Genomic DNA, 15840 nt, shown 5'->3' on the forward strand with positions numbered 1-15840 from the left:
GGGTAAGCAGTTGAAAGCAGGGGGTTTGAAGGGGGTGAGGCAGGGCTGCTATGTGCGGAGGACTGTCCTGTGGGCAACGGAATGGGGCCTGCACCGACGCCTCGTGATGCGCACTCCAAGACCTGTCCTGCTGCCCTGGGTGGCTGCTGTCCTCCTGTCCTCGCCGGCCTGTATCGAGGTGCCGGCAATCACTCCCGTGAACAGCGAGGTGCGCATCGTCGCGCCCGCGGGAGTGGCCCATACGAATGGCGTCCTGGAGGTCCGGCTGGAGGTCGCGGGGAATGTCCCGGACCGGCTGGAGCTGCTCCGGGACGGAGAGGTGCTCGCGGTGCTGGAGCCTCCGTACGTGTATGCGTGGGACACCACGGTGGAGGCGGAGGGGGAGCACACGCTGCGGACCCGGACGGTGTTCGGGGAGACGGTGTTCGAGGGGGAGTCGCGGGAAGTGGTGGTGGACCGGACGCCGCCGAGGCTGGTGACGCGGACACCGGAGCCAGGCGCACAGATGGTCTGGGTGAAGGCGCCCATCCAGGCGGAGTTCTCGGAGCCGATGAGGGTGGACACGGTGACGAGCACCACGGTCCGGCTCACGGTGGGTGACTCGGAAGTGTCCCGGACCGTGGGTCTGTCGGGGGATGGGAAGACGCTGACGGTGTCTCCGGACGAGGGTTATGCGCCGTCGAACCCGGTTCGACTGGTGCTCACGGAGTCCGTGGTGGACCTGGCGGGGAACAGTTTGGTGCCCGAGTCACGTGGCTGGGACTGGGTGGTTCCGTTCTGGGTTCCGTGGGGGACTGGAGATGGGGCGCGCACGTCTTTCTCCAGCTATGAAACGATGGAAAGCTACGCATTCGACACCTCCGGCAACCTGATTGCCGTATGGCGCGATACGCGGTCTTCTTATAGCATTCTTCGTGTCAAACGCTTTGCAGCTGGCGAGTGGACTGACTACGGAATTGTAGCCACCAGTCCCAATGGTTTCTATGGGGACTCACTCCTTCTCACAGCAGAGGGGAACCCCATCGTGGCTTGGACAGAACTGCACGACGTCAGTTCTTTCATTATGCGCGTGCATGTCGCCCGGTGGACCGGGAGTTCCTGGGAGCAATTAGGAACAAGCGTTGAAAGCAACGCAGCAATGCCACAAAAAATGCATCCCCATCTTGAGTGGTCCCCATCTGGTCAACCAGCCATTACTTGGAGCGAGTCGACAGGCCAGGAAGAGACGACTGTTTGTGCCGCGGTATGGAACTCAACTGAGTGGAGCCGCATCGGCGACTGCTTCAGCGCCCTATCTGTCACGAACGACTCAACAAGCCCTGTACTGCGATACAAGAGCGACGCCACTCCAGTCGTCGCGTGGATTGCCAACGAACGCGAAATCCACTCAATTTTCGTCAACGAGTTCATCAACGGCACATGGAATCAACTCCCCAGCGGCGGGCATTACATCTCACACCAGGGGCCGCGCGTCTCACTGACAATAGGGGCAGGAAACACACCCTTTATCGCATGGTCCGATGGCAGCAAAGGTCCGATCAGTCCCCTAACGGTGTCCAGATGGGTTGAGACAGACTGGGTTTCAGAAGGCGCCCAAATATTTTTCGAGGACTACACGGCTCTCAACCACGTAGTCCAGGCCAACAAGGAGGGCACTCCTTTCGCAGTCTGGTCAAACTACGTCCACGCAAACAGGACCGAAGTACACGCAGCACGCTGGACGGGTCGTCAGTGGGAATCGCTTGATGACGCTGGTCTCAACATCGGTTCTTTCAACAACAGCAGCCCTCATTCACTTCATCTGACGCGAGAGGGCGAGCTCATCTTGTCCTGGAGACAAGTCAACCAGTTCTCCCGAATGCGAGTGCGTCGTTTCAACCGCTAGTCCTCGAACACCGCATCACGTTCAGCACCTCTCTTCGCAGCGGCTCTGTACAACTCCACGGACCTTTCCGATGTCAGCTCTCCGATTCTTCATCATTCTCATCGCGGCACTTCCGGCACTCGGACTCGCGGCTCCTCGGCGCATGGTCGTCGCGAGTGGCGACTGCAAGGACGCGGAGCTGGGCAGCCAGGCCAATGCGTTCCTCGGCGCGTTGGTGTCCCGCCCCGAACAGGACGTCCTGAGCACGGGGGGATTCAGCGAGCGCCTCTTCCCTCAGCCCAGCAAGAGCTACGAGGACCTCCAGCGCCAGCTCGACTCTGCCCAGGACCACTTCTACGAAAACCGCAACGCCAAGGCCGCGCAGCTCGTCGACGAGGCGCTCCAGCAGATCAACCGGCTCCCCGTTGGTGAGACGCGCCGGAAGCTCTTCGTGAGCGCCCAACTCCTGCATGGAATCAACTACCGGGCCATGTCGCGACAGAAGGAGAGCGACACCGCGTTCCGCAACGTGCTGCGGCTTCAGCCCACGTACGCGCTCGACCCCGACTACTTCGCCCCCTCGGTGAGGCAGGGCTTCGAGAAGCTGCGGCGGGAGATGAATCAGGCTCGCAAGGTGAAGCTCTCGATACGCTCCACACTGCCGACCTCGGACGTCTATCTGGATGGTCTCAAGGTAGGCCAGTCGCCGATGACGCTCGATGTTCCGGCAGGCACCTATGACCTGACCGTGGTGAAGGGCGACGCCATCAGCTTCCCCCGGCAGATCCAGGCGCAAGGCGTGGATACGCCGCTGCTCGTCGACCTCGCCTACGAGGGCTCCATCATCGCCACGCCGTTCCCCTGTCTCACCACGACCGATGGGAGTAATGAGCGGACCCTGAGCCACGCGGTCCGTCTGGGAGGCACGCTCGGGGTCGAGGAGGTCATCGTCGTGCGCCTGGAGCGCCCCAGCAGCGGCCCCAAGTGGTTCGCGGCCACCGTGCTCAATGTCGAAGGCGGCCAGAAGCTGCGTGAAGGCGGCTTCAAGACCCAGGGCCTCGACGCTCCCGCCGAAGCGCTCTCCGCGCTCGTCGACTTCGTGACCACGGGGCGCTCCCCTTCCAACCTCGTGGTGATGAACTCCAATGGCCGCGCGCCCTGGGAACAACCCAGCACCACCGACAAGAACGGACCTCCACCGGGAAGCGGCCTGGATGTCAGCGCGCCGGACCGCCTGACGGAGGGCGTCACGGGCACTGCATCCCAGTCCACTCCAGGCCTGCGGGTGGCGTCCTACGTCCTGCTCGGTACGGGCGTGGCTGCGCTGGGTGGCGCGGGCGTGGTGCGACTGCTGGCCCAGAAGGACGTGAACGATTTGGAGAAGCGGCTCGAGAACGGACGCATCCGCTCCACGGACCAGGAGTCCCTGCGCCTGCGTGATTCCCTCGTGCAGAAGAACAACCTCCTCACGGGGCTGCTCGTCGGAGGCGGTGCCGCGGCCGCAACGGGCGCAGTGCTCTTCCTTCTCTCGCCCTCACCCGAGGCGCCTCCGCCTGTCTCCGTGGGCGTCGCCACGGACGGCGATGGTTTCTCCGCGAGCCTCTCCGGAACCTTCTGACTTTCGCGCCTTCATGACCTGGCGGCGGCCCACTCCCACGAGGAGTGGGCCCGCCGTGCCTCGCTGCGTCAGACAGGCCGCGCTTTCGCGCACGTGGCGCGCCAGCCTCGCATCCGCGGCGTAGAGTGCCGCGCATGACGCGAGCCCTACTTGCCCTCCTGCTGCTGGTCACGAGCGCTTCCGCCGCGGCCCCTCGCACCCTCCGAGTGGACTACTTCCACACCGGCAACGCCACCGAGGAGCGCTTCAGCCTCGACAAGGTCGTCATCGAGCCGCTGCCCTGGCCGGGACATCCCCAGCGCACCATCGATGACACCAACCTCGGCAAGTATCTGTACGAGGTGAGAGATCGCGAAACGAACCAGCTCCTCTTCTCCCGCGGCTTCGCCTCCATCTATGGCGAGTGGGAGCTGACCACCGACGCGAAGAGCGAGAACCGCACCTTCCACGAGTCCCTGCGCTTCCCCACGCCCGAGCGGCCCGTGCAGGTGCTCGTGAAGAAGCGCGACGCACAGAACGCCTTCCGCGAGGTGTGGTCGCTCGTCGTCGACCCCAAGGGCATGTTCGTGGACCCGTCCTCGCCTCCCGCGCCGGGCCCGCTCCTGAAGCTCCTGGAGAACGGGCCGCCGGAGCAGAAGGTGGACCTGCTCATCCTCGGTGACGGCTACACCCAGGCCGAGCGCGGCAAGTTCGAGAAGGACGCCAAGCGGATGGTGGACATCCTCTTCACCTTCTCGCCCTTCAAGGAGCGCAAGGCGGACTTCAACGTCTGGGGGCTCGTCCCCGCCGCCACGCAGTCCGGCATCTCCCGGCCTTCCACCGGCGTCCACAAACGCTCGCCCGTGGGCACCACGTATGACGCGTTCGGCAGCGAGCGCTACGTGCTCACCTTCGACAACAAGGCGTTCCGCGAGCTGTCCGCCTTCGCGCCCTACGAGTTCGTGGAGATCCTCTCCAACGGCAACACCTACGGAGGCGGAGGCATCTTCGGCCTCTATGGCACGGTGGCATCCGACAGTCTGTGGGCCCCCTACGTCTTCGTCCACGAGTTCGGCCACCACTTCGCGGGGCTCGCGGACGAGTACTACACCTCCGAGTCCGTCTACGTCCCCAGCGAGGACCGCCTGGAGCCGTGGGAGAAGAACGTCACCGCGCTCAAGGACCCCGAGCAGATCAAGTGGAAGCATCTGGTGACGACTGGGACACCCTTGCCCACCCCTTGGGGCAAGGAGGCCTACGAGAACCACTCCAACGACATCCAGAAGCGCCGCCGCCAGGTCCGCGCCCAGCGCAAGCCGGAGTCGGAGATGGACTCGCTGTTCATCGCCCAGCGCGACTGGGAGGAGAAGTTCCTCTCCTCCCAGAAGTACTCGGGAAAAGTGGGCGCCTTCGAGGGCGCGAACTACGAGGCGCGTGGGTATTACCGACCCCAGCTCGACTGCGTCATGTTCACGCGGGACCGGGTACCCTTCTGCGCGGTGTGTCAGAGCGCGATTTCACAGGTCATCGACTTGTACGCGGGTCAACGCGGCCAGACACCCCGCAAGACTCCGTGAAAGCCTGACTTTTCAAGGGAATCCCGCGTGACATGGCGGTGTCACGCGGGCCCCGCAATGGACCCTCTCCGGGTTCGGGTGTAAGGGGGCGGGGCTACTACCTGCCGCATCCCAATGGAGGGGACCGCATGCTGAAGCGAAATTGGCTTCCAGCTCTCATGACCGCCGTGTTCGTCACGCTGGGCACGGGCTGTGGAGATGAGTGCGTCGACCAGTTTGACTGTCGCGCCGACAACGGCCAGCCGAGCGCTGGCAATGAGTGGGTCTGTGACGACGGCACCTGCAAGCAGGAGCCCGTCACCCGTCCGCCGGACCCGGATGCGGGCACGCCGGATTCTGGTACGCCGGACTCGGGCACGCCGGACTCCGGTACGCCGGACTCCGGTACGCCGGACGCGGGCGTGACGTGCAGCCCGGCTTGCGCCACGGGTGAGATCTGCGACGTGAGTTCGGGCACGGGCGTGTGCAAGACCTGCCGTGACACGGCGACGGCCGCGGGCACCGACGAGGGCTGCTCCGCCACGACGCCCATCTGCGACCCGACGGGCGCGAGCGGCAAGGGCGTGTGCACGGCGTGCCGTGACACGGCCACGGGCAGCGGCCAGGACAACGGCTGCTCCGCCGAGACGCCGGTTTGCGACCCCGCCGGCAACAACGGCGTGGGCGTCTGCAAGGCGTGCACGGACTCCGCGACGGGCAACGGCCAGGACAACGGCTGCTCGGCCACGGCGCCCATCTGCGACGCGGCGGCCAACAATGGCGCGGGCGCGTGCAAGGTCTGCATGGACTCGGGGACGAGCCCCGACCTGGGCTGCTCCTCTCCTACCAACATCTGCGACACGGCGGCCAACAACGGCGCGGGCGAGTGCAAGGTGTGCAACGCCACCGAGGGTTGCCAGGGTGAGCAGACGTGCAACGCCACGGGCACCGCCTGCGAGGGCTGCGCGGACAACGCCTCGTGCGACCCGTCCACCCCGGTCTGCCGCACGGACACCACGCCGACGGCGTGCGTCGAGTGCACCGCGGACCAGACCGCGCACTGCGATGCGACCAAGCCGGCCTGCAACGCGAACTATCTGTGCGGCTGCACGACGAACGAGCAGTGCGCCGGCGTGCCGGACAGCGCCCGTGACTTCTGCGACACGACGGGCAACAACGGCCGCGGCCAGTGCGAGGTCTGCGTCACCGATGCGCAGTGCGCGGGTGTGGACCCGACGAAGCCCGTCTGCAACAACCGCACGGCGTGCGTGCAGTGCCTGACGAACGCGAGCTGCTCGGCGGGACAGGTCTGCAACACGACGACCAACGCGTGCGAGACGGCTCCGGGCCCGACGGCGGCGGAGACCAGCGAGCAGATTACGGCGTTCCTGAACGCGGACCCCGAGGGCACAATCAACCATGCGGTCAACGGTGCCTACGTCACGTTCATCAAGCCCGCTGTGCCGGGGCAGAACAACGACAGCGATCCCGTGGGCTTCTTCCTCCAGGCGGAGCCCAACGGTCCCGCGATGTTCGTCTCCGATGCCGCCGCACTGAGCCAAGTCTCCGTGGGAGACCGCGTCAGCTTGACCGTCACCGCGAAGGAGGTCGCCAGCGAACTCAAGGAGGCCAGCACTGTCACGAACTTCACCCGTATCAGCCAGGGTCACGGCGTGAACTCGCTCATCGTCGACCGCTCCAGCGCGACAGACCTCATCACGGGGCTTGACACCTACGCGTACGAGCTCATCTCGCTCACGGGCACCCTCACTGACAGTGGGAATGGTCAGGGAGCTGGCTTCACGGGTTATCGAGTCACCACGACTGGCATGACCACGGCGGCCGATGGCCTCCGGCTGCGTTTGCCTACGGGCTTCGCACAGTCGCTTGAACTCGCCCCGGGCTGTCAGTTCACCGCCGTGGGCCCCATGTGGCGGTTCGGTGCCACCGCGCAGCCTTCAGCCTTCGCTGCCTCGGACATCACGCTCACGGAGTGCCCGGCCCCCAAGCTGGTCACTGCCGTGGCGACCTCGTCTACAGCGGTCACGTTGACGTTCGACCGCAGCATTGCCCAGGACAGCATCACCGACGTGGCCAGTCAGTTCACCTTCTCCAATGGACTCACCGCCTCGGCGTTCCAGGTGACGGGCCGCCAGGTCTCTCTGACCACAACCGCCCAGACGGCGGGTGCCGCATACACGGTCACCGTCGCGGACACCGTGAGAGATTCGAGGGGCCGTGGCGTGGTCGCGCCGAACAACACAGATGAGTTCACGGGCTTCCGCGTCAGCGCGGTGCTGCGCATCACCGAGGTTCAGCCGAACGGGCCGAGCGGCAAGGACCTGGTCGAGCTGCAGGTCCTCCAGGGAGGTACTACTGATGGCATCGTGCTCCAGCAGGACGTCAACTCGCCCACGATCCTCCTGACGTTCCCGGATGTCACAGTGGCCCAGGACGACATCATCGTCGTCCACATTGCCGAGGCCGCCGCGTACGCGAGCGAGACCACCGCCAAGGACCAGTTCCCCAAGAGCGGGACGCCAGCGAACTATGACACCGCATGGGACTTCAAGGGTGGCGCGACGGGCCTCACCTTCTCCAGCCGCATCCTCCTGGTCAAGGATGCTGCAGGAACGATGCAGGATGCGGTCTCGTTCGGGCGCACAGTCGGAACTCCTCCTAATGCATTCCCAGGTAACCTGCAGGCCATCCAGGCCGCCGGTCAATGGCTGCCTGCGGACTGTGGCGGTGCGCTTTGCTCGACGACCTCGTCGCCGACGGCAATCGAGGTCTCGGCCAACTGGACCGATATCCCGACGTCGCAGGTGACGCCGGATACGGTCACCATCCGCCGTGTCAGCGCGACGGATACCAACATGGCGGCGGACTGGGCCGTGGGGCCGTCTTCGTGGGGCGTCGCGAACCCGTAGTCTGATTCCGTCTTCCTGAGACACCGGCCGCGGTCCCTTCGGGGGCCGCGGCCTTTTTATTGGCCGCAGCCTGGGCGGCCTTGAATCCATGTCATTCCAGGTGACTACAGTGTCGACTGCACCACGGAGCACAACCTCCTGCTCCGACGGACCGGAGTCTCCATGCGGTCAAGCCGCGCCCTTTCGCTGCTGCTCATTGTCTCTCTCGCAGCCTGCTCCAGCTCCCCGCCACCGAAGCTGCCCGACACGCCCGACTCGGGCCCAGGCCCTTCCGATGGCGGCGGCAATCCGCTCTCCATCCAGTCCACCGCGCTCCCCGACGCCTACCTCGGTGAGTCGTACGCCACGCCCCTCGTCGCCTCCGGCGGCACCGCCCCCCTCGTCTGGAGCCTCGCCAGCGGTGAGCTGCCCTCGGGATTGAGCATCTCCACCCAGGGCCTCGTGTCCGGCACCTCCACCACCGTCGGCACCTTCTCCGCCACCCTCCAGGTCGAGGACGCCTCCGGCACCCGCATCTCCAAGCCGTTCGAGCTCACCGTCCTCACCCCGCCGACACTCGCCAACACCAACCTGTCTCTCGGCGTCGTCGGCGCGCCCTACACGTTCAACTTCACGGCCTCGGGCGGCCGCCCTCCCCTCTCCCTCCATCTCGCCTCGGGCACCCTGCCCGCGGGGCTCCGCCTCGACGCCCTGTCCCTCGTCGGTGCCCCCACCACCTCGGGCACGTCGGCCTTCACCCTGGAGGTCCGTGACGCCAACAACCGCTCGGCCTCCTCCGCCTTCCAGCTCACCGTCCGCGACGGCCTCACCATCACCGCCACCCACCTCCCCGATGCCTATACGGACAGGACCTACGCCCAGGCCCTCACCGCGCTCGGCGGCACGGCGCCATATACGTGGGCGCTCGTCAGCGGGACGCTGCCTCCCGGACTGAGCCTCCGCGACTCGGGCCACCTCGAAGGGACGCCCACCACGTCGGGCGACTTCACCCTCGTCCTCCGCGTCACGGACTCCGCCGGCGCCACGGACTCGCGTGAGGTCTCTGTCTCGACCTATCTGCCTCCCGCGTTCGCCGCCGTTCCCGCGCTGAGCTTCTACGTCCGCGACAACGTCACCCGCCCCCTCGAGGCCTCCCAGGGCAAGCCCCCGTACCTGTTCACCACGACGGGGCCCATCCCTCCCGGAATCACCCTCGCCCGCGAGGGGCTCCTCCACGGCCAGCCCACCCAGAGCGGCGACTTCACCTTCAATGTCGTCGCCAGTGACGCCAACAGCCGCACCGTCTCGCGCTCCGTCTCCGTCTCCGTCTCCACGCTGCCCACCATCACCACGCAGACCCTCCCCGAGGCGACTCGCGGCATCGCCTACCAACACACCCTCGGCGCCACGGGTGGCCAGGGCACCCTCTCCTGGACGCTCGCCTCCGGTGCGCTCCCCCCAGGCATCTCCCTGTCGACCCAAGGCGCGCTGAGCGGCACGCCCTCGACCACGGGCTCCCACGCGGTCACCCTGCGCGTCTCCGACGCGAATGGCCGCACCGACAGCCGCGCACTCGCGCTCATCGTCGAGGCTCCGCTCTCCCTGAGCGGCACCCTCGCGGATGGCTACGCGGGCACCTCGTACTCCAGCTCCGTCACCGCGGCGGGCGGGCGCGCGCCCTTCTCCTGGAGCATCGCCTCGGGCACGCTGCCCTCGGGACTCAGCCTCTCACCGGACAACGGGCTCGTGTCCGGTACCCTCGGCCCCACCGCCGCCTCCTCCACCGTCACCCTTCGCGTCACCGACGTCGCCAGCCGCGCCGCCACGCTTCAGGTCACGGTCTCCGTCTACGCGCTCCCCAGCGTCACCACGGACCTGCTGCCGCCCGCCACGCTCGGACAGCCGTACTCGACCCAGCTCGCCGCCTCCGGTGGCAAGGCGCCCATCACCTGGAGCATCGCCTCGGGCACGCTGCCCTCGGGACTGAGCCTCTCCACGTCCGGCCTCATCAGCGGCACCACGAACGCGAGCGCCACCACCTTCACCGCGCGCGCCACCGACGCCAACGGCCGCTTCGCGGACAAGAGCCTCTCGTTCACCACCATCGAGCCGCCCCCCGCGGTGACGACCACGACCCTGCCCGACGCCACCGTCGGCCAGCCCTACTCCGTCACCCTCACCGCGTCCGGTGGCAGGGCGCCCCTGCGGTGGAGCACCTCGAGCACGCTGCCGGCGGGGCTCTCGCTCTCCACGACGGGGACGCTCTCCGGCACCCCCACCACGGCGGGCACCCCGCGCATCACGTTCGTGGTGACCGACGACCGGAACTCCTTCGCCTCACGCGAGCTGCCGCTCAACATCCTCCCCGCGGGCGTCGAAATCACCGTGGGCCACTGGAACCTCGAGTGGTTCGGCTCGGACACCCTGGGCCCTCCGAACTCCACCTCTCCTGGCGGTACGCTCGACGACCTGCAGATTGCACACACCCGCGACATCCTCCGCGACACCGGCGCCAACATCTGGGGGCTCGTCGAGGTCGTGGACAATCAGGACTTCGAGACCGTGCTCGCGCAGCTCCCCAACCACCAGGGCTTCGTCGCCAATGACTGGAGCCGCGTCCCCAACACCGGCGGCTACTACTCCACGAACGAGCAGAAGCCGGCCATCCTCTACGACGACAGCGTCACCTTCCAGAGCGCCGAGCTCATCCTCGTGGAGAGCGAATCCCTCTTCGCCGGACGCCCTCCCCTGCGTGTCGACTTCACCCTGCGAGGGACGACCACGCCCCTCACCGTCATCGTCCTGCACATGAAGGCGTTCGCCGATGAGTCCTCATACGGGCGGCGACGGGAAGCGAGCCTCGGGCTCAAGTCCTATCTCGACAACCAGGCGCTCCAGAACGTGTTCGTCATCGGAGACTGGAATGACGACGTGGACGTGTCCATCACCACCGTCGCCGGGGTGCCGCTGGCCACGCCCTTCGAGAACTTCACCAGCGACTCGAACTACACCTTCATCACCGGGGCCCTGTCGAGCCGTCCGGAGAGCACCACCACCAGCCACTCCGACACCATCGACCACACGCTCGTCAACGCGAGCGTCGCCGGGACCTTCGTCCCGGGCTCGCTGACTGTCATCCGACCTACGGGGATTCCCGACTACGGCAACGTCGTCAGCGACCACTACCCGGTCATCAGCCGTTATGCCTTTGGCGGAGCGCCGCCGGGGGCGCCGCTGGTCATCATCAATGAGGTCCTCGCCAACGAGCCCTCCACCCTGAACGGCGACGGCACCTCCTCGCCGGACACCGATTACGAGTTCATCGAGCTGGTCAACGTCGGCACGGCCTCCGTCGACCTGTCGGGGTGGACCTTGTCGGATGCCGTCAGCGTTCGTCATGTCTTCGGCAACGGGACGCTCGTGCCCGCGGGCGGGGCGTACGTCGTCTTCGGAGGGAATCGTGGCTACACGCCCGGGACGCCGAACACCGTGTCCGCCTCGTCCGGGACGCTCGGGCTCAACAACACCAGCGATTCGGTGTACCTGCGTGCACTGGACTCGGCCACCGTGGATGAGTTGAGCTACACGGCCACCGAGGACGACATCTCCATCAATCGCTCGCCCGACGCCCAGGCCGGCGCGCCCTTCGTCCGCCATCCCCAGCTCAACCCCACGCTCCGCGCGTCACCCGGACGGCGCGCGAGTGGTTCGGCGTTCTGAGCGGACGTTGCGGCCTCTGGGTGAGCGTCTTCAGCGAGACGGCGTGGAGGAGCCGCCGCCACGCTGCTCGCCCGATGCTCGTCCTCGGCGGCCCTCGCGCTCGGTGGAGATGTCCCGAGGTGGGCTCACCTCCACGTCCACCTCGCGCGCGACCCAGCCGCCAGGGCCGTCGTCGTAGGTCACCTTGACGGCGTCGCCTTCACGCATCGACGCCAGGCCCACGGCGTTCCCGTTCAGCCGCAGCCGCGTGCCGGGGACGACCTCGATGTCCTGCTCCACGCCCGCGCCGTCGCGCACGAGCAGCTCGTTGTCCCCCACCCACGTCACCCGGCCGTGCAGGATGCCCGAGGGCTCGGCGCGCCCCGAGCCTCCCACGCCCTGCTCATCCGGGCCCTTCAGGGCCTCGGGGTCCGGCGCCTTCTCACGCGAGGCCATGAGGTCCCGCCAGAACGCCGAGCGCAGCTCACGGTTCTTCGCGGAGGGGAGGCCCTCGCCGCCGCCTCCTCCCGTGTCCTCGTGACGCTCGCAGCTCACGCCCCAGACGCCCAGCAGGAGCCCGAGCGCCCACCCCCTGACCCGGCGTTTGCGGTTCATCGTCCCGGCCTCCCCATGCGTGTCGTTCCAGAGTCGGAACCACACACCCGACGCATCCGCTGCTTCCGCGTCAACATGTGAACGCTCCAGGCAGCCGAGAACCCCGAGTCCCCACATCCCGGCCTCACAGGTCCAGGGGCAGGCAGGCGTCCCCCCGCGCGCACGTCTTCCCCACGTGGACTTCGCCCTTCAGAACTTCCACTCCGTCTCCTTGCCGAGCGCCGCGCGCGTCGCGGCCACATCCCGCAGCGCCTTGAAGGGCGAGGCGTCGGCCAGCTTCACGACCGACTCCAGGACCGCGGCCGCCATCCCCACGTTGTCGCTGGCGATGGCGCCGTCCAGACGCTCGAAGAGCTGGCGGAAGTTCTCCCGTCGCTCGTCGAAGCTGCGGTCCAGGTAGTCCATGAGCACGTCGCGCATCGCGTGGATGTGCTCGACATCCACCCGGGATTGCTCACGCAGCCGGGTCTGCTCCGTGCGCTCCTTCTGGATGTCGCGCACGCAGTCGGCCACCACCTGGATGCCCGTCAGCACGTCCTTCAGGGACAGCTCTGTCTTCAGCGTCATGACGTCTCCCTTTGGAGCAGGCCACGCGACTGCTCCAGCAAGGTCTCCAGTTGGGTGTTCAGGTCTCCGCCGGCGGCGAAGAGGGGCATCCGCATCAGCTCGCTCTGGGCCTTCACCAGCTGCATCGCGGTGGCGAACCGGGCCAGGTGGACATCGTCCTCCGCGTCGAACCGGCCTCCCAGCGCCCACAGCGCGTCGAGGGCTCGACCCGCGCGTTCATCGAGCGCGCCGAGCACCCCGCTCAGCTCCTCCACGCGCGTGCACGCCCGTGCCAGCAGCGCGATGGCCGCGTCGATGGACGCGACCTGGGCGTCGAGCTGCTGTTGCAGCACCTCGCGAGCACCGTCCAACCGCTGAACCGCGTCCCGATGTCGCGCCTCGGCCTCTTCGCCAAGGTCCTTGGCGTCCTTCATGCTGTCGATTCCGTCGTACGCCTTCTTGGCGCCGTAGCCCATGAGACCTGCGAGGAGGAACGCGGCGGGAATGAGCGGCAGTGGCATCACACACCGGCAATGAAACCCAACCATGAGCAAGGCGTCGCAATCCGCGACACCCTTCAGACCCACGCTGGGTCATGACCGCCCCGAGGGGAATACCACTCCGGGGTGAGACTCCGGGGAGCCCTTTCCCTCACGCTCGCGACTGTATCCCGTTACCATTCACTTCACGGGTAGAGACAGACGTGAGCGGTCGCCTTCCTTTGGCGCCGGGCGGGGAGCAACTCAATGGCGGTATGGATTCAGGCGCTGCCGCCTCTCGTGGCCGCCGCTCAGTCAGATGGAGCCGGTGGCGCCCTGTGCTGCGTGGTCGTCCTCGGGCTGGGCACATGGGGTGGCATCGTCTGGCTCAACAAGGTCAATGCGCGGATGAAGGCCGCGCAGCAGGCGCGGGCTGGCGTCGGACTCGCGGCTGTCACGGCCCCGACCTCGCACGACTCGTCCACCATCGCCCTGCGCTTCGAGAACGTGAGCGCGCCCCGGCTCTCACAAGGGCTCAGGGTCCGTATCGCGGATGAGCCACGGGCCATTGCGAAGAGCGCCGCCGAGCCGCTCGCACAGGCCGCCTCCACGCCGACCGCTTCACGTGTCGAGCCCGCGCAATCGGCGCGCGCCGCCATCACTCCGCCGACCCCGAGCGAGAAGCCCGTCGGGACCGTGCAGCGCATCGCACCCGCGCGGTCCGTTGAGCCTGCGTCCGCGCCTGATTCCGAGCCGTCGACTCCCGCTTCGCAGAAGACGGCATGGATTGCTCCGGGCCAGTCCATCGAGGTCGCCGGTTACACGCTCAAGGATGGAATGGTCTACGTGGGCTCGCGCCTGCGCGCGGTGAAGACCCCAAACACCGAGCCGGCCCTCATCAACCCCAAGCTCGAGGTCGCCGCTCGCCCCAATCGCGGTGGACAGGGCTTGCGATACTGGCCCTCGTACTCGGACCTCTCGCCCGCCTCCCGTGCGGGCTATCTCGCGTGGCTCGCGGGTGGACGGCGTCAGCCTGGAATCGATATCGGCTTCGTCTTCCTGTTCTTCTACGGGCTGGAGCGACGCGTGCTCCACGACCTGGGCACCGAGCCCGCCGCGCTCGCCGAGGCCCGTCTCATCGAAGACGAAGTCCAAGGTCTCCTCGACGTCCACGGCGAGAACAGCTCCTTCGCCAGCTACGCCTCGGCCTTCCTCGACGTCCTGCGCGTGCACCGCGCTGGCGAGGATGGACTGTTGAAGGAGTCCCCCGAGTTCTGGCTGCGCAGCGCCGGCTCCGCCTCGTTCGACGTGCGCATGGCCGCGGGCACCGCCGCCACTCGCGCGCTTCCGCTCCCCGCGGACTGGGCCCTTGTCTGGGCCGTGGAGACCCATGTCACCCGGCTGCGAACTCCCGCCACGCGTTGTCCCGAGGAGTTCCAGGCCCTCTTTCGTGCACGCTATCTGCGAGACCACGGCGCGGGCATCATCCCTCGCGCCCTGAAGGCGAAGGTGGAGGCCCGCTACAACCCCGCGAGCGCATCCTTCGGTGGCTCGGTGCGGCTGTCTTCAGCCTCCATCAACGAGGCCTCCGAGACCGCCCTCAAGCCCGTGCGCGCGCTCATCGAGGAGTGCTGCGAGTCGCTCGAGTCCTACAGTCGCTGGGTGGGCAAGAACCCCGACGCGCGCAACAGCATGAGCGCCCTGGCCCTGCTTCCTCCCGAGCTCGCGGCGTCCATCGACGGAGGCTCGGACGTGCAGGCTCTCCGCGCCCTCTTGCGCCAATTCCTCGGGGACAACCCCTCCGCTCCCGTGCCCGCGAAGGAACTGCTGAAGCACTGGCCCACCGCGACCCTCGGCAAGCTCAGCAAGGCGGAGGCCGTGGGGCTCGCCCAGGCCCTCGAGAAGCTGGGCCACGGCATGGAGCCCGACCCTCGCATGGGCGGCGCCGTGCTCTCCCCCGACGAGTCCGCGTGGCTCTTCCCCCTGCCCCCCGATTCACCCAGCGCCCCTTCCGCGAGCTACCTGTCCGCGCTCGCGATGCTGCACCTCGCCGCCGCGGTGGCCACCGCCGATGGCACCGTCTCCACGGATGAAGTCCACCGCATGGAGGCCCTCGTCGAAGCCGCGCAGGGACTGCTCGACTCGGAGAAGGTCCGGCTCCGCGCCCACGTGTCCTGGCTGCTCGCGCGCCCCGCCTCCAGCGCGGGCCACAAGAAGCGCGTGGAGGCGCTGACGCCCGAGGCCCGCACGTCGCTCGGCAACCTCCTGGTCGAGGTCGCCGTCGCCGACGGCGACGTGTCACCCCAGGAGCTCAAGACGCTGTCGAAGCTCTACGCCATGCTGGGGCTCGACGAGGACAGCGTCTACTCCCGCGTCCACGCCGCCACCGCGTCACGCCCCGCGACCGAGCCCGTCTCCATGCGACTGGCCGGCGCCCCCGAGCAGGGCTTCGCCATCCCCGCGCCACCTCCAGCGAAGGGCGAGCGGGTGGCGCTCGACATGCGCAGCGTCCAGGCGAAGCTCGCGGAGACCGCCGCGGTCTCCAGCCTCCTGGGGAGCATCTTCGCCGAGGAGG

At 67.5% G+C, this 15840-nt stretch carries 9 protein-coding genes; 6 read left to right on the top strand and 3 right to left on the bottom strand.

What is annotated here, in order from left to right; translation table 11 throughout:
* The 5 genes from FL311_RS30915 to FL311_RS30935 all read left to right on the top strand — a co-directional run.
* The coding region (locus tag FL311_RS30915) for an Ig-like domain-containing protein (protein WP_228557189.1) at window positions 1–1885 on the top strand (1885 nt) is incomplete at its 5' end.
* Between the two features lie 142 nt (window positions 1886–2027).
* Window positions 2028–3482 (top strand): PEGA domain-containing protein, encoded by a 1455-nt coding sequence (locus FL311_RS30920; RefSeq protein ID WP_228557190.1) that lies wholly within the window; start codon window positions 2028–2030, stop codon window positions 3480–3482.
* A 134-nt stretch (window positions 3483–3616) separates the two neighbouring features.
* Entirely contained in the window at window positions 3617–5038 is a 1422-nt protein-coding gene (locus FL311_RS30925; protein ID WP_141330788.1) for an IgA Peptidase M64, read from the top strand.
* 128 nt (window positions 5039–5166) lie between these two features.
* Window positions 5167–7947, top strand: coding sequence for an Ig-like domain-containing protein (locus FL311_RS30930; RefSeq protein ID WP_228557191.1), 2781 nt, complete (start codon window positions 5167–5169; stop codon window positions 7945–7947).
* Window positions 7948–8109: 162 nt separating this feature from the next.
* Entirely contained in the window at window positions 8110–11646 is a 3537-nt protein-coding gene (locus FL311_RS30935; RefSeq protein ID WP_141330790.1) for a putative Ig domain-containing protein, read from the top strand.
* 30 nt (window positions 11647–11676) lie between these two features.
* On the opposite strand, the gene FL311_RS30940 is transcribed toward FL311_RS30935, so the two are convergent.
* The 3 genes from FL311_RS30940 to FL311_RS30950 form a co-directional block, all read right to left on the bottom strand.
* Window positions 11677–12240, bottom strand: a complete 564-nt coding sequence (locus FL311_RS30940; RefSeq protein ID WP_141330791.1) for a hypothetical protein — start codon at window positions 12238–12240, stop codon at window positions 11677–11679.
* Between the two features lie 189 nt (window positions 12241–12429).
* Entirely contained in the window at window positions 12430–12807 is a 378-nt protein-coding gene (locus FL311_RS45495) for a hypothetical protein (RefSeq protein WP_141330793.1), read from the bottom strand.
* Complete coding sequence (locus FL311_RS30950; protein WP_141330795.1) at window positions 12804–13307, bottom strand: hypothetical protein; 504 nt, start codon at window positions 13305–13307, stop codon at window positions 12804–12806. Before FL311_RS30950 ends, FL311_RS45495 begins: the two co-directional genes overlap by 4 nt.
* A 225-nt stretch (window positions 13308–13532) precedes the next feature.
* Between FL311_RS30950 and FL311_RS46165 the strand changes: the two genes are divergently transcribed.
* On the top strand, window positions 13533–15840 hold a 2308-nt coding region (locus FL311_RS46165; RefSeq protein ID WP_141330797.1), incomplete at its 3' end, for a TerB N-terminal domain-containing protein.

This window comes from Myxococcus sp. AB025B (assembly GCF_006518215.1).
GTDB classification, from domain to species: domain Bacteria; phylum Myxococcota; class Myxococcia; order Myxococcales; family Myxococcaceae; genus Myxococcus; species Myxococcus fulvus.

Coding starts and splice junctions, on each gene's coding strand:
- FL311_RS30920 (WP_228557190.1), top strand. CDS start 2,028: ATGGTCGTCGCGAGTGGCGACTGCAAGGACGCGGAGCTGGGCAGCCAG.
- FL311_RS30925 (WP_141330788.1), top strand. CDS start 3,617: ATGACGCGAGCCCTACTTGCCCTCCTGCTGCTGGTCACGAGCGCTTCC.
- FL311_RS30930 (WP_228557191.1), top strand. CDS start 5,167: ATGCTGAAGCGAAATTGGCTTCCAGCTCTCATGACCGCCGTGTTCGTC.
- FL311_RS30935 (WP_141330790.1), top strand. CDS start 8,110: ATGCGGTCAAGCCGCGCCCTTTCGCTGCTGCTCATTGTCTCTCTCGCA.
- FL311_RS30940 (WP_141330791.1), bottom strand. CDS start 12,240: ATGAACCGCAAACGCCGGGTCAGGGGGTGGGCGCTCGGGCTCCTGCTG.
- FL311_RS45495 (WP_141330793.1), bottom strand. CDS start 12,807: ATGACGCTGAAGACAGAGCTGTCCCTGAAGGACGTGCTGACGGGCATC.
- FL311_RS30950 (WP_141330795.1), bottom strand. CDS start 13,307: ATGCCACTGCCGCTCATTCCCGCCGCGTTCCTCCTCGCAGGTCTCATG.